The organism is Nonlabens sp. SY33080, assembly GCF_011784885.1.
Taxonomy (GTDB): domain Bacteria; phylum Bacteroidota; class Bacteroidia; order Flavobacteriales; family Flavobacteriaceae; genus Nonlabens; species Nonlabens tegetincola.
On record NZ_CP050461.1, the window covers coordinates 2,253,309 to 2,273,032 of the forward strand.

20 protein-coding genes and 2 tRNA genes are annotated in these 19,724 nt (G+C 35.2%); 11 read left to right on the plus strand and 11 right to left on the minus strand.

Features of this window, described 5'->3' with window-relative positions; genetic code table 11:
• Positions 1–106 precede the first annotated feature (106 nt).
• The 6 genes from HCN53_RS10155 (at position 107) to HCN53_RS10180 (ending at position 5,744) form a co-directional block, all read left to right on the plus strand.
• Positions 107–1,135 (plus strand): SIMPL domain-containing protein, encoded by a 1,029-nt coding sequence (locus HCN53_RS10155; RefSeq protein WP_085775548.1) that lies wholly within the window; start codon positions 107–109, stop codon positions 1,133–1,135.
• Between the two features lie 12 nt (positions 1,136–1,147).
• Positions 1,148–1,483 carry a hypothetical protein gene (locus tag HCN53_RS10160; protein WP_167342869.1) on the plus strand — a complete coding sequence of 112 codons (336 nt, stop codon included), beginning with the start codon at positions 1,148–1,150 and terminating at the stop codon, positions 1,481–1,483.
• A gap of 2 nt (positions 1,484–1,485) precedes the next feature.
• The gene (locus HCN53_RS10165; protein ID WP_167342870.1) at positions 1,486–2,655 is read left to right on the plus strand and encodes a vWA domain-containing protein; all 1,170 of its coding nucleotides are present in this window, start codon (positions 1,486–1,488) and stop codon (positions 2,653–2,655) included.
• 177 nt (positions 2,656–2,832) lie between these two features.
• On the plus strand, positions 2,833–5,448 hold the full coding sequence (gene mutS / locus HCN53_RS10170; RefSeq protein WP_167342871.1) for a DNA mismatch repair protein MutS: 2,616 nt from the start codon (positions 2,833–2,835) through the stop codon (positions 5,446–5,448).
• Positions 5,449–5,540: 92 nt separating this feature from the next.
• A tRNA-Gly gene (locus tag HCN53_RS10175) sits at positions 5,541–5,612 on the plus strand.
• Between the two features lie 46 nt (positions 5,613–5,658).
• Positions 5,659–5,744, plus strand: a tRNA-Leu gene (locus HCN53_RS10180).
• 117 nt (positions 5,745–5,861) lie between these two features.
• Here the strand turns inward: HCN53_RS10180 and HCN53_RS10185 are convergent.
• The 7 genes from HCN53_RS10185 to HCN53_RS10215 all read right to left on the minus strand — a co-directional run bounded on the left by HCN53_RS10185 (position 5,862) and on the right by HCN53_RS10215 (position 14,014).
• Positions 5,862–6,275: a hypothetical protein gene (locus tag HCN53_RS10185; protein WP_105017729.1), complete on the minus strand. Its 414-nt coding sequence runs from the start codon at positions 6,273–6,275 to the stop codon at positions 5,862–5,864.
• A gap of 126 nt (positions 6,276–6,401) precedes the next feature.
• Positions 6,402–7,193 (minus strand): TIGR03915 family putative DNA repair protein, encoded by a 792-nt coding sequence (locus HCN53_RS10190; protein WP_167342872.1) that lies wholly within the window; start codon positions 7,191–7,193, stop codon positions 6,402–6,404.
• Positions 7,190–8,452, minus strand: coding sequence for a putative DNA modification/repair radical SAM protein (locus HCN53_RS10195; RefSeq protein ID WP_167342873.1), 1,263 nt, complete (start codon positions 8,450–8,452; stop codon positions 7,190–7,192). Before HCN53_RS10195 ends, HCN53_RS10190 begins: the two co-directional genes overlap by 4 nt.
• Position 8,453: 1 nt before the next feature.
• Entirely contained in the window at positions 8,454–11,525 is a 3,072-nt protein-coding gene (locus tag HCN53_RS10200; RefSeq protein WP_167342874.1) for a DNA polymerase III subunit alpha, read from the minus strand.
• A 44-nt stretch (positions 11,526–11,569) separates the two neighbouring features.
• Positions 11,570–12,769, minus strand: a complete 1,200-nt coding sequence (dinB, locus tag HCN53_RS10205) for a DNA polymerase IV (RefSeq protein ID WP_240919350.1) — start codon at positions 12,767–12,769, stop codon at positions 11,570–11,572.
• A gap of 112 nt (positions 12,770–12,881) precedes the next feature.
• Entirely contained in the window at positions 12,882–13,166 is a 285-nt protein-coding gene (locus HCN53_RS10210) for a hypothetical protein (protein ID WP_042276396.1), read from the minus strand.
• 20 nt (positions 13,167–13,186) lie between these two features.
• Complete coding sequence (locus HCN53_RS10215; RefSeq protein ID WP_167342875.1) at positions 13,187–14,014, minus strand: SOS response-associated peptidase; 828 nt, start codon at positions 14,012–14,014, stop codon at positions 13,187–13,189.
• Positions 14,015–14,146: 132 nt separating this feature from the next.
• Here HCN53_RS10215 and HCN53_RS10220 point away from each other — a divergent pair, with 132 nt between their 5' ends.
• From HCN53_RS10220 to HCN53_RS10235, 4 genes are all read left to right on the plus strand, one after another.
• Positions 14,147–14,917 carry a LexA family transcriptional regulator gene (locus HCN53_RS10220; RefSeq protein WP_105017723.1) on the plus strand — a complete coding sequence of 257 codons (771 nt, stop codon included), beginning with the start codon at positions 14,147–14,149 and terminating at the stop codon, positions 14,915–14,917.
• A 90-nt stretch (positions 14,918–15,007) separates the two neighbouring features.
• The gene (locus HCN53_RS10225) at positions 15,008–15,280 is read left to right on the plus strand and encodes a hypothetical protein (protein WP_042276391.1); all 273 of its coding nucleotides are present in this window, start codon (positions 15,008–15,010) and stop codon (positions 15,278–15,280) included.
• A gap of 11 nt (positions 15,281–15,291) precedes the next feature.
• Complete coding sequence (locus tag HCN53_RS10230; protein ID WP_042276389.1) at positions 15,292–15,831, plus strand: hypothetical protein; 540 nt, start codon at positions 15,292–15,294, stop codon at positions 15,829–15,831.
• 6 nt (positions 15,832–15,837) lie between these two features.
• A complete protein-coding gene (locus HCN53_RS10235) occupies positions 15,838–16,092 on the plus strand; it encodes a hypothetical protein (protein WP_105017722.1) in 255 nt (84 codons plus the stop codon).
• 206 nt (positions 16,093–16,298) lie between these two features.
• Here the strand turns inward: HCN53_RS10235 and HCN53_RS10240 are convergent, their stop codons facing one another.
• Together HCN53_RS10240 and HCN53_RS10245 are read right to left on the minus strand one after the other, a co-directional pair.
• Positions 16,299–16,472 (minus strand): hypothetical protein, encoded by a 174-nt coding sequence (locus HCN53_RS10240; RefSeq protein ID WP_167342876.1) that lies wholly within the window; start codon positions 16,470–16,472, stop codon positions 16,299–16,301.
• A gap of 9 nt (positions 16,473–16,481) precedes the next feature.
• Positions 16,482–16,688 (minus strand): hypothetical protein, encoded by a 207-nt coding sequence (locus tag HCN53_RS10245; RefSeq protein ID WP_042276388.1) that lies wholly within the window; start codon positions 16,686–16,688, stop codon positions 16,482–16,484.
• 137 nt (positions 16,689–16,825) lie between these two features.
• On the opposite strand from HCN53_RS10245, the gene HCN53_RS10250 reads away from it, so the two are divergent.
• Positions 16,826–17,485, plus strand: a complete 660-nt coding sequence (locus HCN53_RS10250; RefSeq protein WP_167342877.1) for a DUF2461 domain-containing protein — start codon at positions 16,826–16,828, stop codon at positions 17,483–17,485.
• Positions 17,486–17,504: 19 nt separating this feature from the next.
• Here the strand turns inward: HCN53_RS10250 and HCN53_RS10255 are convergent, their stop codons facing one another.
• A complete protein-coding gene (locus HCN53_RS10255; RefSeq protein WP_167342878.1) occupies positions 17,505–18,482 on the minus strand; it encodes a carboxypeptidase-like regulatory domain-containing protein in 978 nt (325 codons plus the stop codon).
• Positions 18,457–19,719 carry a 3-deoxy-D-manno-octulosonic acid transferase gene (locus HCN53_RS10260; protein WP_167342879.1) on the minus strand — a complete coding sequence of 421 codons (1,263 nt, stop codon included), beginning with the start codon at positions 19,717–19,719 and terminating at the stop codon, positions 18,457–18,459. Before HCN53_RS10260 ends, HCN53_RS10255 begins: the two co-directional genes overlap by 26 nt.
• Between the last annotated feature and the right edge of the window lie 5 nt (positions 19,720–19,724).

The window sequence follows — 19,724 nt, forward strand, 5'->3', positions numbered from 1 at the left end:
AGCGTACTCAACACCTACAATACTTCACTCATTCAAACCTATCGTTCACTCATTATAATTGTGATAGACGTAGTTCAAGCCGGTACATTTGATAAAAATAATTGACATGAAAACTATTCTATGTATCTGTTTTCTAGCTGTATGCAGCGCTATGCCAGCCCAACACCTAGGAAATTTTAATAATCAAGCGGTTCAAATGGATATCTCACGTGCAAATATTGCTACGTCCATGGGTAATGGATATATCAATCAACAAAAGCGCCACCATTCTCAACCCTTGCAACCTAGTAATGTACTTACCTTAAATTTAAAATCCTTATACAATATTGAAGCTACAGATTATACCGCGGTTTTCAATATCAATCAAGTAGGTGCCAGCGCTCAGGAGGCAACAGATTTAATGAATCAAAAAGTAGATGCTATAAAAGCTGCTCTCAAACAAGATGGATTCACAGGACAGTTTTCCATGGATATGATCTCGTTTGTACCGCAGTATGAGATAGAGGTTACTAAAAAATTATTTTCCAAAACTTACACCGAGGTTCCTGTAGGATTTGAGCTGCAACAAAATTTATTGATTAGTTACAAAAACGACGATGACTTTCAAAAAATTCTCACTGCATGTGCAAATAATGAGGTTTATAATCTAGTCAAGGTAGATTACTATGTGAATAACCTAGACGAGATCTATAAAAAACTGCAAGAAAAGCTGTTAGAAGAAGTTAGTGCAAAAAAGAATTATTATGAAGCATTAGGTTTTGATATGAGTACCTACGATGTTTTCATGGCCGATAAAAAGTACTATCATGTGCCTAAGGATTATTACCGCAGTTACCAAGCTGCCGAAAATGTAAGCGTAGAAGCTGCTCAAAAAAAGAAAGTAACCAGAGTAAAAAAACCAACTTCCTATTACTACGACCCAATCTCTTACGATGGATATGATGTTGTGGTTAATGCAGGTATATCAAAACCTGTAATACAACTGGGCATGGATTTGAGCTTACGATATCAACCAAAACCAGAAAAACCTAAGGAGCCTAAACCGGCGCCACCTGCTCCAGCACCACCTAAACCTAAAGTATATGTGATCTCGCCAGATGGACCAGTTCACATTAAACAAATGCCGGATTCTTAAAAATATAGAAAGATGAAAAAGCATGTGTGTATTATGCTATTCCTGCTAGCAACTGTTTTAAGTCATGCACAGGAGCGAGAGGCGATTGTGGTAAATGATAGTTTACCTAAACAGTTCATTTTTTACGGTTTGGTGCCGCCTTCCAGAGACGATGTCAAGGAATTCCAAGATAAATATGGAGTTAGCTCTATATCAATGGGATGTGTTATTGATCCACTATCGTCAGTAAAAGTTACTAAAAACAATTGCGCAATAGCTGCCTATTTGGATCAAAAGTATGGCAGTGTATGGCGCGAGGAGATTAAATATCATCCCTATGGACTGGTCTTAATAAATAAAAATAAATAACTATGAAAAAGAAAATATTGATGCTAGGACTAGCTTTAATAAGTATAGCATGCAACGCCGAGAAAAAAGAAACCAAGGTGCGACTTTCGATTAATCAACAAGCACCTATTAATCAATCGGTTGATAGATCCAAAAAAGCAACCATTCAAATCGCTTTATTATTAGATACGAGCAATAGTATGGATGGACTTATCAATCAGGCAAAATCTCAGCTATGGGATGTGGTCAATAAAATGACTTCGGCTCATTGTAACGATCAACAGGCAGGATTAGAGATTGCATTATATGAGTACGGGAATTCCGGCCTTTCTGAAAAAGACGATTACATCAGACAGGTGTTACCTTTTTCTACAGATCTAGATATGTTGAGTAAAGAGTTATTTGCCCTGCGCACTAATGGCGGTGACGAGTATTGTGGAGCAGTAATTGACAATTCTATAAAGAAACTGGAGTGGCGTGATGGAAAACAGGATCTTAAAATGATTTTTATCGCAGGAAACGAAGGTTTTACACAAGGAACAATTTCGTTTAAGGAGAGTATCATTGATGCGCAAAAAAAAGATATTACAGTAAACACTATTTTTTGTGGTGAATATCAAACCGGTATAAACCTCAAGTGGAAAGAAGGTGCTTCACTAGGTAATGGAGAGTACACCAATATTGATGCTAATAAAAGAACGGTATATGTCGCCACACCTTATGATGATAAAATTTTGGAACTTAATAATCAACTCAACTCTACCTATATCGCTTATGGTGATTATGGTAATCAAAAACAAAAATTGCAAATTGAGATGGATGTTGAGGCAATGGTTGTGTCTGAAGAGGTTCAGGTAAAAAGATCGGTGGCAAAATCGTCTTCGAATTACCAAAATGCGAGCTGGGATCTTGTCGATAATGCAGGTGATGACAAGCTTTTGAAAAAGATTATAAAAGAAAATAAATCTACTTTACCAGATTCACTTAAGAATAAAAGTGTGGATGAGGTGGTCGCTTTCGCGAAAGCGGAATTAAAAACTAGAAAACAACTACAAAATCAAATAGCTGGGTTAAACATAAAACGTGAAAAGTACATTAGTGAGCAAAATATGGCCGAAGGTAATGGCCTAGAAACAGCCATTTTTAAGGCGATCCAAAAGCAAGCAGAAAAAAAGAACTACACGTGGAAATAAAGGGTTGAATTTTGAGTTTTAATAGAAACGTGCTGTTTGTAGCTTTCTACTGTGTTTAATTGAAGTAGAAAACAGCACGTTTTGCTTTTTACAAAATGTGGAAAAAAGAACCTGCGTTGAATAGCGCATCACGACACGTAATTGTACCTTTGATTTTCATCAGAAATAAAAAAGGTTTTGGCTTCAAAAGCAAAAAAGGTTACCCCATTAATGCAACAATACAACAGGATAAAAAGTAAGTATCCAGATGCTTTACTGTTGTTTAGGGTAGGAGATTTTTATGAAACCTTTGGTGAGGACGCAGTAAGAGCAGCGCGCATATTAAATATAGTACTTACTAATAGAAACAATGGTGGTGAAAAGACTGAACTTGCAGGGTTTCCACACCATTCTTTAAACACCTACTTACCCAAGTTAGTAAGGGCAGGTGAGCGTGTTGCAATTTGTGATCAATTAGAAGACCCAAAATCAGTAAAAGGTATTGTTAAGCGTGGAGTAACTGAATTAATTACACCTGGAGTAGCGCTTAACGATGAAGTGCTGTCTTCAAAATCGAACAACTTTTTAGCAGCAATTACCTTTTCAAAAAACATTTACGGTGTTGCTTTTCTAGACATTAGTACTGGTGAATTTTTAGTGTCTCAAGGTAATAAAGAGGAAGTTGATAAATTATTACAGAACTTCAATCCTAGTGAACTGCTGGTGTCACGTAGCTTGAAGAAAGAGCTTGCACAACAGTTTCCTTATGACTTGCCATTTTTCCATCTTGAAGACTGGGTTTTTCAAATAGATTATTCACGGGAATCGCTTTTAAATCATTTTAAGGTAAATTCTTTAAAAGGATTTGGTGTAGAAAACCTAGAAACTGCGCTTATTTCGTCTGGAGCGATTCTACATTACCTTGCCGAAACTCAACACAACAAAATAGACCATATAGCCAGCATTTCCCGTATTGAGGATGATAACTACGTATGGATGGATAGGTTTACTGTGCGTAACCTAGAGCTTTATCAAGCGCTTAGTTCAGGTGCTGTCACACTAATTGATGTGATTGATAAAACCACTACCGCGATGGGTGGTAGGATGTTGAAAAGATGGATGGCTTTTCCGCTAAAAAGTATTCAGGAGATCAAACGTAGACATGATGTAGTAGAGTTTTTTACAAAACAAATAGAACAACGTGAGAGTGTTAAGGATCTTCTTAAGCAAATGAGTGATTTAGAGCGATTAGTGTCTAAAGTCGCTACAGGCAAAATTTGTCCACGAGAGGTTGTTCAGCTTAAAAATAGTCTCGAGGCTGTAGCGCCTATTAAAGAGCTTGCTCAAACGGCAGGAAACAAAGCACTTAATATAATTGGTGAACAATTAAATCCATGTTTGCATTTGATAGACACTATAAAAAGTGCTATACATGAAGAAGCTCCTGTAAATATTTTAAAAGGGACCACAATTGCATATGGATATCATAAGGAATTAGATGAGATAAGGGAATTAGCAACTTCTGGTAAGGAATATCTTGATAAAATGCTAGAAAGGTGTTCTCAAGAAACCGGTATTTCAAGTCTAAAAATAAGCAGTAATAACGTATTTGGATACTATATTGAGGTGAGAAATGCTCATAAGGATAAGGTTCCAGATACCTGGATTAGAAAGCAAACCCTAGTAAATGCAGAGCGTTATATTACTGATGAATTAAAAGAGTATGAAAGTAAAATTTTAGGTGCAGAAGAGCGCATTAATGTTTTACAACAAGAATTGTATGAAGAGGTGGTAAGAGAAATAATGCCTTTTATTAAAGCAATTCAACTAAACGCACAGTTATTAGGAAAGATAGATTGCTTAATCTCCTTTGCAGATCATGCCATGATTTCCAATTATGTTAGACCAGAATTACTGGAGGAAGACGTTTTGGAAATAAAAAGTGGTCGTCATCCGGTAATTGAAAAAATGTTGCCAGCAGATACTCCTTATATTCCTAACGATGTTAGGTTGGATAGGGAATCCCAGCAAATAATTATGATTACTGGACCCAATATGAGTGGTAAATCTGCTATTCTTAGGCAAACTGCACTTATAGTGTTATTAGCCCAAATAGGAAGTTTTGTTCCTGCGGAGAATGTTCAAATGGGAATTGTAGATAAAATATTCACCCGTGTGGGCGCTAGTGATAATATTTCTCAAGGAGAGTCAACATTTATGACAGAAATGAATGAGAGCGCTAGTATTCTTAATAACATCTCTGAAAATAGTTTGGTGCTTTTAGATGAAATCGGTCGTGGGACTAGTACTTATGATGGTATTTCTATTGCTTGGGCTATAACTGAATATTTGCACGAGCATCCTTTTAAACCTAAAACCTTATTTGCAACTCACTACCATGAGCTTAATGAGATGACGGACAAATTTGAACGTATCAAAAATTATAATGTTGAGGTTAAAGAACTTACTGATAAGGTTCTTTTTATGCGTAAGCTAGTTCCAGGCGGTAGTCACCATAGTTTTGGAATTCACGTAGCAAAGATGGCAGGAATGCCACAGCAAGTTATTCTTAAAGCAAATAAAATTCTAAAGACGTTAGAGCACTCTCACAAGCAGCAAGATGATCAAAATGCAATAAGTGCTTTACAGGATGAGGAAATGCAACTTAGTTTTTTTCAATTAGACGATCCGTTGTTAGAGGATATTAAAAATGAAATATTACAGGTTGATATTGATACACTTACCCCAGTAGAAGCTTTGATGAAACTTAATGAAATAAAGAGGATGTTGATTGGTAAAAACAAAGTAGATTAATAATTTTTCATTTTTTTCTTTGACTTGTGATTAAAGTTGTTAAATTTGCAATCCGATTTGAAAAAGTCGATTGTTCATCAACAAAATGAATTGCGAAAGTAGCTCAGGGGTAGAGCATCACCTTGCCAAGGTGAGGGTCGCGGGTTCAAATCCCGTCTTTCGCTCTAAGTTCGATTAATACGAATTAAACAGTGCCGCGGGCACTTCCATGCTGAAGTGGTGGAATTGGTAGACACGTTGGACTTAAAATCCAATGGGCAGTAATGCCCGTACGGGTTCAAGTCCCGTCTTCAGTACTTATAAAAGCTCCTGTAATTTCAGGAGCTTTTTTATTATATTAAAATAAAAATGTTTCCAATAAAAAAATCCGCTGGAACTCCAGCGGATTTTTTTATGAATTAAAGTTTGAGAATTTACTTACCAGTAACTTTTTTGGCAGCATCTTTCATTCCTTCTTTAGCATCTCCAGCGGCTTTTTTCATATCATCACCTGCCTGCTCTAGAGCCTCTCCAGCATCTTTAATACCTTCTTTTGCTTTTTGAACTCCTTCTTTAGCAGCACCTTCAAGGTTTTCTGCTGCATTATCCATCGCCTCTCCAGCCTCATTTAATCCTTCCTTAGCGTCTTCCATTGCTTCATCAGCAGTTTCCATTGCTTTATCAGCAGCATTTTCTAATCCTTCACCAGCCTCTTCTAGTCCTTCTTTTGCGCTATCAGTAGCATTTTCAACACCATCTTTCGCATCCTCCATTCCTTCTTTAACTTCTTTACAGCTTACTGCAAAGATCATTGCTAGTGCAGCAGCACCCATTAATAATTTTTTCATTTTTTGTTTATTTTGATAATTGATTTAACAAATGTATGTTTTTTAAGAAAACTACAGTAAAATTTGTTATAAAATCAAATTTGTTCCATGATTTACACCTTTCATCGATTAAAAACAGGGGGAAAGTTATACTTTTTCACTCAAGTATTTCCAGTACCTTTTTGGAACGTGCTGTATATGAAGTTTTAAATTTTTTCTATATTCTATGTTGGTACTCTTAAAATATTGATTCCAAAGATTCGTGTAATTATTTTCTTTAAGTTGTTTAGTGGTGAGTAAATTTTTAACTCCTTGTCCAGTCTGAATAGTGTTATAAATTCCTTTTTTATTTTGAGTGGTTAGATCAATTGTTATTTCCTTAACTGTTTTTAGGTCATAGAATATGCCATAAGATCTTTTAAGATCATATATAATCCATTTTTGATCCGCGTACCTGGATTTAAAATGTTTTGAAATTAGCGGAAGAACATTAAAATCGGGCTCAATGTTAGCATAATAAATATCTCCTTCAATCAAATGAAATCTTACAAAGGCTTCCATACGATGTTTTTCTCGATGAACTTTTTTTACAAGTTTATCAAAGCTTAGAACAATGTCATTAGCCGCATCATTTAAAATAGATTTGTTATTAGAGATACTTGTTTTAATTATATAGAAGAGTAAATTTTCTACATCCTGACTCTCACTAAGGAAAGCTTTAAAAATTTTGTGTAAACCAGATATGCCAAAAAGTTGCAACAATTTTTTTTGAAGTCTTTTTACTTTTATCTCGTCTGTAATTACTTCTTGGGTTTTGTTAAATATTTCAGGCTGATAGACGCGAATGGATCGAATTTCTACCGAATCAAACTTATAAAGATAGCTGTCGAATATTGCACTAAGTAAACCGTCAAAAGTATCATCATATACTAAAATCATGAAAACAAGGTTAACTGATTATTTAGATGGGTTGAGTATTTACTGCTACTCTCTTGCAGTATCTTATTTTTTAATTGTAATGGAGTAAGGTCTTTTTTCTCAAAATACGTTGAATCACATGTAATAAAATACCTACTTCTGTTTAAAGCGATTCCAATTTTTTTGAGATGTTCCCAATTCAACTTTCGATATCTACGTGCATTAATTATTTTTCTTACCGATTTCATTCCGACACCGGGAATACGCGATAGCATTTCCTTGGAACATCTATTAATATCTAAAGGAAATAAATGTAAGTTTCGTAGTGCCCAGCTTAATTTAGGATCAATATCCATATCTAAATTTGGTTGATCTTCATTTAACAACTCTTTGATATTAAAACCGTAGAACCTAAGTAGCCAATCTGTTTGATAAAGTCTATTCTCTCGTATCACGGGTACTGCAGTACCTATCGAAGGCAGTCTTTTATCATCTGCTACGGGAATATACCCAGAGTAGTAAACTCTTTTCATTTTAAATTTCTCGTAAAAAAAATGAGCACTATACATAATATCCTTGTCTGACTCGCCTGTTGCTCCGACAATCATTTGTGTGCTTTGTCCAGCAGGAGCGTATATAGGTGTGTTTTTTATTAATCTTTTCTCCGATTGATATATCTCAATGTTAGATTTAACCGCCTTCATGGGTTGTATAAAATCTTTATGATCCTTGTCTGGGGCTAATAGTTTAAGACCTTCTTTTGTAGGGATCTCTATGTTCACTGATAAACGATCAGCGTATAGACCAGCTTCTTTCATAAGCTCATCGCTAGCACCTGGAATAGATTTTAAATGTATGTAACCGTTAAAATTCTCTTCTTCTCTCAGTTTTTTGGCTACTCTTATGAGCCTCTCCATCGTGGTATCTGGATTTTTAAATATTCCAGAACTCAAAAACAGCCCTTCTATATAATTACGCCTATAGAAATTTATAGTTAGATCTACTACTTCTTGTACTGTAAAAGCAGCACGTTTTATATCATTAGATTTTCTAGTAACACAGTATGCACAATCAAATATGCAATGGTTGGTAAGCAATATTTTAAGCAACGAAACACACCTACCGTCTTCCGTATAGCTATGACAAATCCCTGTGCCGTTAGAATTACCCAATCCGCCATTTTTATTTGCCCTTTTACTTCCGCTACTACTACAACTCACATCGTATTTTGCTGCATCAGCCAGGATTTCTAATTTTTCTTTGATTCTTTCGTAATTCATTTTAATTCATGTTTACTTCATCACTGCGTTTTCCGGTTGAATTACCTAGTCTGCGATCTCTCAAACTGGTTTGTTTATCTAGCCTGTGAATGGTTTGTGGGTTGTCTTCAGCGTATCTAGGATCTTGGATATAATCCATTTTGTCCATATGTGTGACCTCAATAGAGTAAAAGTCAAATTCTTCTACTACCTTGCCGGTGACTTTATATATTCCGCTTCCGCGAAAGCGTAATTTTGAAGCCACTTGAGGAAACATTACGGTATCAAAAAAACCACCATCACGGTCTAAAAAAGTACCAAACTGCATACGTTTTCTATTTGAAGTATGAGTAGTTTTAATGTTGATTACATACCCGTATATTGTTATTGTTTTACCTTTTTTTGATGGTAAATCTTTGTGAGTTAAATCGTTGTCGGGCTGTTGAGCCAAAAGTCCAAAATGGGAACATAACGGAAAACCTAGTAGTTCCATTTGCTCAAAAGCATGTTCTAGTTTTGAAGTTTTTAGTTGCGGTAAATTGACCTTTTTATTTTGTGGAGCAAACAATTTACTTTGCACATCAACTGCGGTTTTTTTGTTGAGTTTAAAGTATGCCTGCCACAGTAAAATACATCTGTCTAAACCCGTAAATCTAAAAGCATTTATCCTTATTAGAATAGCCGCTTGGTCTGCGCTTATAGGAACTCGATTTATAAAATCGTCAAATGAATTAAAAGGCCCATCAAAATTTCTACTCTCAAGAAGGCGCTGTATAGTACGTTTTTCTAGTTCTTTTAAGTAACCTAAGGCTAGGTAAATGGTTGTTCCTTTTATAGTATTCTGAAAATCACTGTTATTTATACAAGGTGCCTCTATGGTTGCTCCACACATTTTAGCCTCATGAACATATAATTCTGGTCTGTAAAAGCCACCGCCATTATTAAGTGTAGCTGTCATGTACTCTAATGGGAAATAGCGTTTTAAATACAGGCTTTGATAACTCTCAACAGCATATGATGCCGAGTGTCCTTTGGCAAAGGCATATCCTGCAAAGCTTTTAATTTGTTCCCAAATTTCTTTTGCTTGCTTATCGTCACGGCCATGTTTTTTACAATTGTCAAAATATTGTTTTTCTACGGCTTTAAATTCCTCTCTAGATCTATACTTACCGCTCATTCCCCTACGTAAAACATCTGCAGCACCTAAATCTAATTTTGCATAATAATGAGCGACCTTGATAACGTCTTCTTGATACACCATTATTCCATACGTGTCTGGCATAATACTAGACATGATTGGGTGTGCTTGCTTGCGACGCTCGGGATATCTAGTACGCAGTATGTACTCTCTCATCATACCGCTTTGCGCTACTCCTGGTCTTATCACAGAACTGGCTGCTACTAAACCTAAGTAATCATGGGTGCGCAATTTGCTTAACAACATGCGCATGGCTGGCGATTCAATATAAAAGCAGCCTATACACTTTGCTTGCGATATCATGGCATTAATCTCAGGATCTTCTTTAAACTCTTTTACACAAGCTCTCAAATCCTTAATATCGGCATTTGGCTGGTTGTATTTAACGATACTCACAGTATCTCGTATTTTTCCTAAACCTCGTTGTGCCAGAATATCAAATTTGTGAATTCCGGCATCCTCTGCAATGTGCATGTCAAATTGAACAGTAGCAAATCCTTTAGGAGGCAAGTAGGTAGCGCTGTAATAATGAATATTTTTTTGTGTAATTAAAATACCACCAGCATGAATACTTATATAATTGGGCATACCTTGTATAAGGTTACCGTACTTAAAAACCAGTCGGTGCATATCGTCCATTTCATGAGCAGGTAGTTGCCCGCTGGTAAGTTTGTCAATATCGCTTTTAGGTAGTCCAAATACTTTACCCAATTCTCTTATTACGGCTCTAAATTGAAAAGTGTTGTAGGTTCCTAATAGAGCTGTGTTTTTGAATCTTTTAAAGATAAACTGTGTAATATCTTCACGGTCGTCCCATGAGAAATCTAGATCAAAATCTGGTGGGCTGGTCCGGTAGTCATTAATGAACCTTTCAAAGTATAAGTCTAGATCTATAGGGTCAACCTCTGTTATTTGTAGTAAATACGCAAGTATACTGTTTGCGCCGCTACCACGACCTACATAGAAATAATTACGTTCACGGGCATACCGGCAAATTTCCCAATTAATCAAAAAGTAAGCGACAAAACCTTTGCGTTTTACAGTAGTAAGTTCTTTTTCAATGCGCTCGTAAATAGCAGTTTTGTCAACCACGTCCTGATATCGCAAGTTAATCCCGTCATGTGCTAGTTGACTAAGTAACTTGAAATCATCTTCTTTATTTTCTGTAAAAATTTGCTGATTTTCATTGAGTTGGGCATTATCAAAATTAAAATCTATAGAGCATTGTTGCAGTAGCTTTTCTGTATTCTCGATTAACTCAGGAAATGATTTAAAGTGCTCCTGTAGTTCTTCTACGGGAATCATTTTATCGTTAGGATGTCCTTGTTGATCTTCGGGTAATTGACTTAATAAAAGATTACGATCAATAGCACGTAGCAATCTGTGTGCGTTATAATCCCTTTTGTTTCTAAAACTTGTAGTTTGTAAAATAACAAGGTGGTCCTTGTAGCTCGCATACTTGGTAAAAATCAATTTGCGTATCGATGCTGTTGAGATTCCTATTTTTTCGCTTTCGCGTAAGCGTACTATTCCCATTTCCATCACTCGTTCTAGAGGATAGACTACATAAGCGTGTTTAAATACAGGAGCTCTATCGGGTAGAGTTTTTTTACTGTGTAAATGATCGGATAGGAAGGAGTTGAGTTCTTGAAATCCTAAATTATTACGAGCTATACCTACATACAACTGCTTATTGTCATTGCGAAAATCGATTCCTACAATACTTTTTAGGTTTTGCAGGGTGCACAATCTTACAAAATTTAGACAAGCACTAGTGTTGTTGATATCAGTAATCACAAAATGTTTTACACCACATTGTAAGCTTAAATCAATCAATGATTGCTCATCATAGGTACCGTATCTTAAAGAGTAATAGGTGTGATTGTTTAAATACATGTTGTCTGAAGCTTAATCCCTAATATGATTGTGTTTTTTCTTATTTATTGCTTGCGATGAGCTAGTACTACGGGTGGTAAGCCATTGAATGGATTCATCATACGTCCTATAGTTTTGGCACCCATTCCAGAGGCGCGTATTACTTTGCGGTCACCATATTTTTCTCTTATGTGGTCTAGGGCGTGGTATAAATTGAGTGCTTGTTCTGTATCATCAAATAGGTTTATTTGATAGTTGCCAGTGACTAGGTGTGAAAATCTCACACCTATTAATCGCACTCTTAACCTACGATTGTATAGTTGTTTAAATAATTCTAGCACCTTGGGAATCAAAATATGATCTGCACTGCAATAGGGTATTTTGACTTGTTTACTATAGGTGTTAAAATCAGAGTAACGTATTTTAATACTCACACAAGCGGTTAATTTCTCACCGCGTCTTAATTGAAAAGCTAGGTTTTCTGTCATAGCGGTAAGTATGCTGTGTAATCGTTTTACGTCTATCGTGTCTTTGTCAAATGTGCGTTCGGTTGATATAGACTTACGTTCGTTAAATGCAATAACAGGCGTGTTGTCTATACCATGTGCTCTACGCCATATGAGTAAACCATTTTTACCTAAGACATTTTGCATAACATCACTAGGCATTTCTTGTATGGTTTTTATTTTTTTGATTCCTAGGTTACGTAGGGTTTGATATGTTTTATCTCCGACTTGAGGAATCTTTTTTATGGACAATGGCGCTAGAAAAGGTTTTTCTAAACCATAATCAATCATAAGTTGATTGTTAGGTTTTGCCTCGCCGGTAGCTACTTTAGAAACAACCTTATTGATGGACAAACCAAATGAAATAGGTAATCCGGTCTCTCTTATAATCCTACGCCTCATCTCAGTAGCAAACTTGTAACAGCCGTAGAATTTGTCCATTCCTGTTAAATCGGCATAAAATTCATCTATGCTAGATTTCTCAAAAAGAGGAACCTCTTCTTTTATTATTTCGGTTATTTCGTCTGAATGCTTTGAATACACACCAGCATTACCCCTGATAACGATAGCTTCTGGACACAGTTGCCTGGCCAGTTTCATGGACATACCACTGTGTACCCCATAACCGCGAGTTTCATAACTGCATGCCGCTACTACACCACGATCACTTGTGCCACCTACTAGTATAGGTTTTGTTTTTAACCTAGAATCCATTTTGCGTTCAACAGAAACGTAAAAGGTATCTAGATCTAAATGCATGATGTGCTTTTTTTGAACTGACATTTATGTCTTTACTTTAAAATTAGAGGTTAAAAAACCTCACTAGGAAATCCTGTGAGGTGCAATTCGTGTTATAAAGGAAGCTTTATTTTTAATCGTCCATGTTTTTTATGACAATGTCATGCACGGTAGGTTCCAAATAACTAATTATTCCCTCGCGTTCTAGGTCATTATTCCATTTGATTTGATGCTGTAACAATACTTCGTTGATGACCTCGTAAGCTTTATTAACTAGTTCATTAGTCTCTGCAACTTTTTCTGGCCAGCTTTTTACATTTTGTTTTAAAAGTTGAGCTACTAGTAATGATTTTTTCCTGTGCTGCATGAGTTGTTCAATCCTTGATGCAACCTCACATTTAATTTTTTCTATTGACATTTCATTCACGGTATTGGTGATTAAAACAATACAAATTGATCCCCTTCAACCAGGCGTTCTTCTCTTATACTATAAGAATGCTCTTCCTTGTATTTCAACTTTTCATAAGGACTGCGATTAAAGTCCATAAATAATTTATCTCCTATTGGTTTTAATAAGTCTAAACCGTTAGATTTTGGATTTTTAATTTTTTGAGAAATAGGATATGCGTTAAAACCTTTAGGGTCAAAAGGCTTCATAATTGATGATAACTGTTTTGCATCTAGATCTGTGTCTAGCCAGAGCTCTTCTTGTTTTTTTGTAAGGACTAAAGGAGCGCGGTGATGCTCGATACGTTTTGTGATACGGTTTGCAGCTGTGGTTACTATCGCTACTGTGTGATGTAATTGACCTGTAAGAGGATGTTGCCATATGTCGTAAATACCAGCTAGTGCAAATGGACCTTGATTTTGATTTGGATAAATAAAATAAGGTCTATTTAGTTTCTGGTGTTTAGGTCCTTCAATAAAACCATCGACTAGCACTAAACAACGCTGGCTTTTTATCGCTTTACGAAACATAGGTTTCTGGAATATACCTAGTGCTCCATCATATTGACTGTTGTTTTCTTTATTGTTACTTCCTTCTGCACGAGCATTAAGCATATAAGTTTGCTTGTGTGCCCAGTGTGGAGTAAATCCTAATGTAAACATTTGTATGTGATGTGGGTTACTAGATGTAACTACAGGTATGAGGTCACCGGCGCTTATGTTTACATTTTCTACTAATGGTATTTTACTAGCAAATCTTGCATTAAATCGTTTTTCTAATGTTGCTTGTGACGATAGTAAAGTTGCTCTTCCACACATAATAAATCTTATTTTGGAATAATTCCAATAAAAATTCCGTTTAACAGGTCAAATATATGGAATAATTCCATTAAGTAGGAAATATTCCAGTGTTAAAATTGGAAATATTCCATTAATATGTATATTTGTTTTATGGCACAAGACATTCCAATAGAGGCTAAACGCTTTAAAATAATTAGAGAAGAGTTAGGTAAAACCCAATCTGAATTTGCTCAATTGCTAGGAGCTGGATCATCAACCGCAGATATTGAACGCGGCAAAAAGAAGATTACAGGAAGCGTAGTAGTTGAACTATTAAAGCAATTTCAAGTAAACCCTATGTGGCTGTATGGTACAAGTTATAATAAGAAGCTGGATACAAGCGCTAGTACTTCACCAAAAGTGGTAACTCTAGATTCAAATGAACGCGAGAATATGATTATGGTGCCTATTAAAGCTAGTGCCGGTTATGCCAGTAATGTGCAAGATACAGATTGGTATAATGAATTGCCTGCTTTTAATATACCATTACCTCAATATAAGGAAGGTAGTTATAGAGCTTTTCAAGTAAAAGGAGATAGTATGTTACCCGTACTTCAACCTAAAGAATGGGTAATGGGTAAAGCGGTAGAAAGTATGGCTGCTGCAAATAACAATCGTATTCATGTTGTAGTAACACCTGATAGTGTTCTAGTTAAAAAACTACGTAAAACCGAATCTAGTCGCGAGGTATACTTGATTTCATTAAATAGAGAATATCCAGTTATTGAACAACCTGTAGAAGAAATTACAGAACTATGGGAAGTGAATTCAAAACTAAGTTTTGACCTAGAGGTACGAGAAGGTCAAGAAGCTATGATTAGCTTACAAGAAGGTTTAGAAAGTTTAAGAGAAGAAATTAAAAAAATAAAGAGCTATAATTAATTTTTAATATTAACAATAGTATCAATATTTTGTTAATAAGTTAAACAATGCAATTTTTTTTTTATTTAACTTTATGGAAATTAATGAATTATGAAAACATTTTATCTTATTGGATTATTAATGACTTTTTCAAATTTTTCAACATCTGATTACAATTATTGTGGATGTGGGGATTTTGAAGGAGGTATTACACATTACCAAATTTTGAATAATGGTAGAGGTTGCTGTACTGGGACTGTGGTCGGTGAATACGCTTATTACGATACTTATGTAAATGAGGGTGAAGCATGGCATTGGATTGGTAGGGAATTTATTTCACCGGCAGCCGCACAAGAATCTTGTTGTTCAGGTCAAAACGTTTAAATTTTTATATTATGAAAAAAAATAAATTATTCTATTTTGTTTTACTAGCTATAATACTTATGGCGTGTACTAACAATTCTGAACAGATTAAAGATGATTCAGAAAAAGGGACCATTCCATCAGAAGTAGAAAAGTATGCAGTTCCAAAATCTTCTGTCAGCTGGAATTCGGATAAATTTAATAAGTTGTCAATTGATGATTTGTTTGATGTTTACAAAGCTGAAAAAAATGAACATCGATCGGAATTGTATTATAACAATTTATTAGCTATGTGGCACACTAATTTTTATAGTAGGACTTCTCAATTAAATGAAGAGCAAGTCAATGTTTTAATAAATGACATGTCAAGGATGAATTCTAATATCCCCTCAATGGCTACTTTTTATTCATTGGTAAACAAAAATTATAAATTATCAGACCCAAAAAGGAAAAAATTATTGGATGATTTTTATAATAAAAACAAAATGTATTTAGAGAATGCTTCTTGGAATAATCAAGAACTTCAAAAACAGAAATTAGGACAGCTTAATAAACTGCAATTCTTAAATTAATTTGTTATGAAGCTAAAAATCTATGTATTAATTATATCTATGTTTTTTCTAAACTTTTCTTTTGGAAAAAACTGTGATTGTGGGAATTTTGAGACAGGTTTGATAAAGTATAGTGTAGAAGATGAAACAGGCTGTTGTAGTGGTTCTTTCATTGGTGAAAATGGCATGATCGGTTTTTATGAACAAAGCGAAGGTGCTTGGATGTTAGTAGACGTAGAACCAATATCATTTTCCAGTATTACTGAGCAGTGTTGTTCATGATTAATATAGGTTAAATGTTTTTACTATTCTTACAACATCAATCTAAATTGAAATGAAAAGTGCATTAAATAAGTTTAATTATAATAAGCCTATCGAACAGATAAATAAACAAATGTGTTGAACTTATGGGTTGAATTTAGCAAGACTTTAAATCCAAAGCATAAAAAAAGGCACTTAAAAGTGCCTTTAATATTTTTAGCCGTTAATTAATCGGGATCTGCTGGAGTAGGGTTTGTGTCATAGCTTTCTTGAGCATCGCTGTCGTTAGCGTCTTCACCTAGTCCTTGTACTTCAACTTTGTCCATCCCAGGTCGTTCGTCACGACAACTGGTTAAGCTTAAGGTGAATAAGAATAATAGACCTAATAATATCTTTTTCATAGCAATTTTTTAATTATCGTCGCCTATTTTTTCTATTTGCTCATCAATCTCTTCATTAACTTCCTTATCTACTTTTTTAGCAGCACGTTCAAGAGCTCCTTCAGTTTCTTCAGCTTCCTTTTCAACTTCTTTGATTACTGTTTTAGTTTCAGTTTCTCTACAAGAAACGACTAATGTGGTACAAGCAATCGCAAGTAATAAAACTATTTTTTTCATGTCGGTGTTTGTTTTGATCAAAGATATGTAGCTCACCTAGCAGTTAGTCTTATAATTATATTAAGTACTTATAAAAACTGTTAAATTGTTTACGCTTTCGCGAAAGCGAAACTATTTTAACACAAATTGTTTAAAATATGAATTTTAGAAAGATGTTTGAATTTTTGCGTGAATTGCAAAAAAACAATAATAAAGAATGGATGGATCAAAATCGGAAACGCTACCATGAGGTACGGGACGATTACATAGTCTGGTTGAATGAGCTGGATCAAAAACTAATGCAAGTTGATGATAATTATATTTCAACCGATGGACGAAAGGCGCTTAATCGAATTAATAACAACCTGTTATATCATCCTAACAAGCCTATATATAAAGATCATTTTGGGGCAGGATTAGATTTAAACGCTAGCGGAAAGCAGGGTGATTTTTATATCCATTTAGGTGTAAATGAGTCTTTTCTGGCTGGTGGTTATTGGAAACCTAAAAAGGAATTGCTAGACTCTATAAGGGATGCTATTGATTATAATGGCGATGAATTCAAGAAGGTGCTTAATAAGAAGTCTTTTAAAGACACTTTTGACCTTATCGATGACGGCGAAAGTTTGAAAATCGCGCCTAAAGGATTTTTACAAGATCATGAACATATTGATTTATTGCGTAAAAAAACACATGCTGTATCGCATTCTCTTACCCAAAAGGAAATTATGCAAGCCGATTTTATGGATCATTGTGTGCATGTTTATAAAGAGATGATGCCCTTTAGAGACTATTTGAATAAGGCGGTAACTGTTTAGTCTAGATTTTTTCTTTGGATTAGTCTTTGTAGAACACTTTAAACTCGGCGCCCATGCCGTAATTTTCATGACCACTGCGCAGTAATTTGCTTTTTGGATTATAGGAAAAATCAAAAAGTGTCCATTGCTTGTTGTTTAAAAATATACGACGTACATACGTTTTCTTTCCTTCTATCTCGTCAGTAAAAGGTAATAGAGGTCTATAAGTTGTGGCTATTTTTTGGGTACCGTACTTAGATTTGAATTCACGATATTTTTTTGCTTTTATTAATTCGCCCTTGGGCGTGGTATAGCCTAAAACTTGTATGGAAGCAAAAATGCCTTCTTGAGGAATATTAATATTGAGTTCTTCAATATCCAGCTCGTACACGTCGCCAGCTTCTTGGGTAATTATAAAAGTTTTTGAAGGCCACATAGATTCTCTTACTGGTTTGCCATCAGGTGATACGTCGTAAAACACAACTCTAAACATGGTAGAGAATCTTCTGGTCTGTTTACGATTTTTGCTGCGCTGCGTGTCTTCTAGTAATATAGGTAGTTTTAATGTTTTGATTTGAGTAGGTGCGTTTTCATAGCGATCAAATCTTACAGCGATTTCACTTTCTACAGTAGGTAGCCAGCAATCATGATAATTATCATGAGCTAGCTCTTTCTTTTTCTTTCGTTTATGTTTTCCTGTAAGTTGTGCGTTTATAATAACTGTTTCCAGATTGTTTTGTTTGGCTTTGAGGAATAAAGTGTCTGCGATTTTACTTGATGATAAAGCCAGTTCTTGATAGCCTATTGAGCTAATAAATAAAGAATCAACATCCTTATAAAGGGCCTTTGAGAATTTTAATACGCCATCACCATCGGCAAAGGTTCCATTACCGTTTCCAAAACTTACCGTAGCAAATGCAATGCCCTCTTTTGTTTCATTGTCCACTACAACAATGTTATCCTGAGCATTATTAATTAAACTTATGAAAAGGCTAATTATGAACAACCATGTCTTCATTGTATTCTTTTAAATAATTAAGTATTAATCGAGTGGCACCCGTATTGCTGTTAATCCAATGTCCAGAAATCATACCAGTTTTGTCTCTTAAATAATCATCTTCAAAAAGTTTATTGATTATCTCATTGAATTCTTGTTTGTTTTCTATTGAAAACAGTCCGCCTAAATCTTCAAGTTTTCCTGCCTCAGGAAATTTTTCATAGTTTTTTCCAATCACTACCGGTATTCCAAAGGTTGCGGCCTCGAGAATATTGTGCAATCCTTTTGTACCCATAGCTCCACCTACATAAGCAATACTAGCGTAGCTATAGGCTAGAGTAAGCTTTCCTATACTGTCGATTATAAGGGTAGTTGTTTCTTCGACTACTTTATTTTTCTCAATCTCACTGTACAATTGTACAGGATGATCAAGTTGATCTATTAATTGCTTTATCGCATTACTATGAACTTCGTGTGGTGCTATGATTACCTTGTAATCTTCATTTTGACTATTGGAGTTTAACCAGTTCTTCATAACCGAAATATCCTCTGGCCAGCTACTACCTACCACGAGGCACTTTTTGTTAGCGAGAAATTCATCTAAGAAATCTAGATGGTTACTACGCTCAATGAGTTGGCTGGCACGATCAAACCTAGTATCGCCGCTCACGGTTGCATTTGTATATCCCAGATTTTTAAGATGGTATAATGAATGTTCATCTTGTAAAAAGAAATGAGAAAAGGCTTCTAAAGAAGGTGTCATCCACTTGCCGTACCAGGAATTAAAAGGCATTTTTTCTCTAAAAACTCCACTTACTAGTATGGTGTGAATCTTTTTAAGTTTAAGTTGATTAAGGTATTGTGGCCAAAACTCATATTTTACCATAATTGCGAGACTGGGGTCAACAACCTTTATGAATTTTTGAGCATTAGTCCTTGTGTCAAGAGGTAGGTAACAAACAACATCAGCCAGCGAAGTATGCTTTTTATTTTCATAACCACTAGGTGAGAAAAAGCTTAAAATAACTTGATATTTTTCTCGATTAATTTTTTCTAGCACTGGGACTACTTGTTCAAACTCTCCTAGGCTGGCTGCGTGAACCCAGATTTTTGGAGTAGTTTTCTTTACCTTTTGATCAAGGATATCCCACGTAGCACCACGACCTTTTGCCCCTAGGTTAATCTTTTTATTAAATAATCCGATTAGGGGCAAGCCAGCCTTTGCTGCAGCGATTATAATACGATATAAAACTTTCAAAAAAC

Bases quoted from the DNA above. Each gene is read 5' to 3' on its own strand.
- HCN53_RS10210 (WP_042276396.1), bottom strand. From the start codon at position 13,166: ATGTCAATAGAAAAAATTAAATGTGAGGTTGCATCAAGGATTGAACAA.
- HCN53_RS10200 (WP_167342874.1), bottom strand. From the start codon at position 11,525: ATGTATTTAAACAATCACACCTATTACTCTTTAAGATACGGTACCTAT.
- HCN53_RS10155 (WP_085775548.1), top strand. From the start codon at position 107: ATGAAAACTATTCTATGTATCTGTTTTCTAGCTGTATGCAGCGCTATG.
- HCN53_RS10245 (WP_042276388.1), bottom strand. From the start codon at position 16,688: ATGAAAAAAATAGTTTTATTACTTGCGATTGCTTGTACCACATTAGTC.
- HCN53_RS10195 (WP_167342873.1), bottom strand. From the start codon at position 8,452: ATGAATTACGAAAGAATCAAAGAAAAATTAGAAATCCTGGCTGATGCA.
- dinB (WP_240919350.1), bottom strand. From the start codon at position 12,769: ATGCATTTAGATCTAGATACCTTTTACGTTTCTGTTGAACGCAAAATG.
- HCN53_RS10225 (WP_042276391.1), top strand. From the start codon at position 15,008: ATGAAAACATTTTATCTTATTGGATTATTAATGACTTTTTCAAATTTT.
- HCN53_RS10165 (WP_167342870.1), top strand. From the start codon at position 1,486: ATGAAAAAGAAAATATTGATGCTAGGACTAGCTTTAATAAGTATAGCA.
- HCN53_RS10220 (WP_105017723.1), top strand. From the start codon at position 14,147: ATGGCACAAGACATTCCAATAGAGGCTAAACGCTTTAAAATAATTAGA.
- HCN53_RS10160 (WP_167342869.1), top strand. From the start codon at position 1,148: ATGAAAAAGCATGTGTGTATTATGCTATTCCTGCTAGCAACTGTTTTA.
- HCN53_RS10255 (WP_167342878.1), bottom strand. From the start codon at position 18,482: ATGAAGACATGGTTGTTCATAATTAGCCTTTTCATAAGTTTAATTAAT.
- HCN53_RS10235 (WP_105017722.1), top strand. From the start codon at position 15,838: ATGAAGCTAAAAATCTATGTATTAATTATATCTATGTTTTTTCTAAAC.
- HCN53_RS10230 (WP_042276389.1), top strand. From the start codon at position 15,292: ATGAAAAAAAATAAATTATTCTATTTTGTTTTACTAGCTATAATACTT.
- HCN53_RS10185 (WP_105017729.1), bottom strand. From the start codon at position 6,275: ATGAAAAAATTATTAATGGGTGCTGCTGCACTAGCAATGATCTTTGCA.
- HCN53_RS10240 (WP_167342876.1), bottom strand. From the start codon at position 16,472: ATGAAAAAGATATTATTAGGTCTATTATTCTTATTCACCTTAAGCTTA.
- HCN53_RS10250 (WP_167342877.1), top strand. From the start codon at position 16,826: ATGAATTTTAGAAAGATGTTTGAATTTTTGCGTGAATTGCAAAAAAAC.
- HCN53_RS10215 (WP_167342875.1), bottom strand. From the start codon at position 14,014: ATGTGTGGAAGAGCAACTTTACTATCGTCACAAGCAACATTAGAAAAA.
- HCN53_RS10190 (WP_167342872.1), bottom strand. From the start codon at position 7,193: ATGATTTTAGTATATGATGATACTTTTGACGGTTTACTTAGTGCAATA.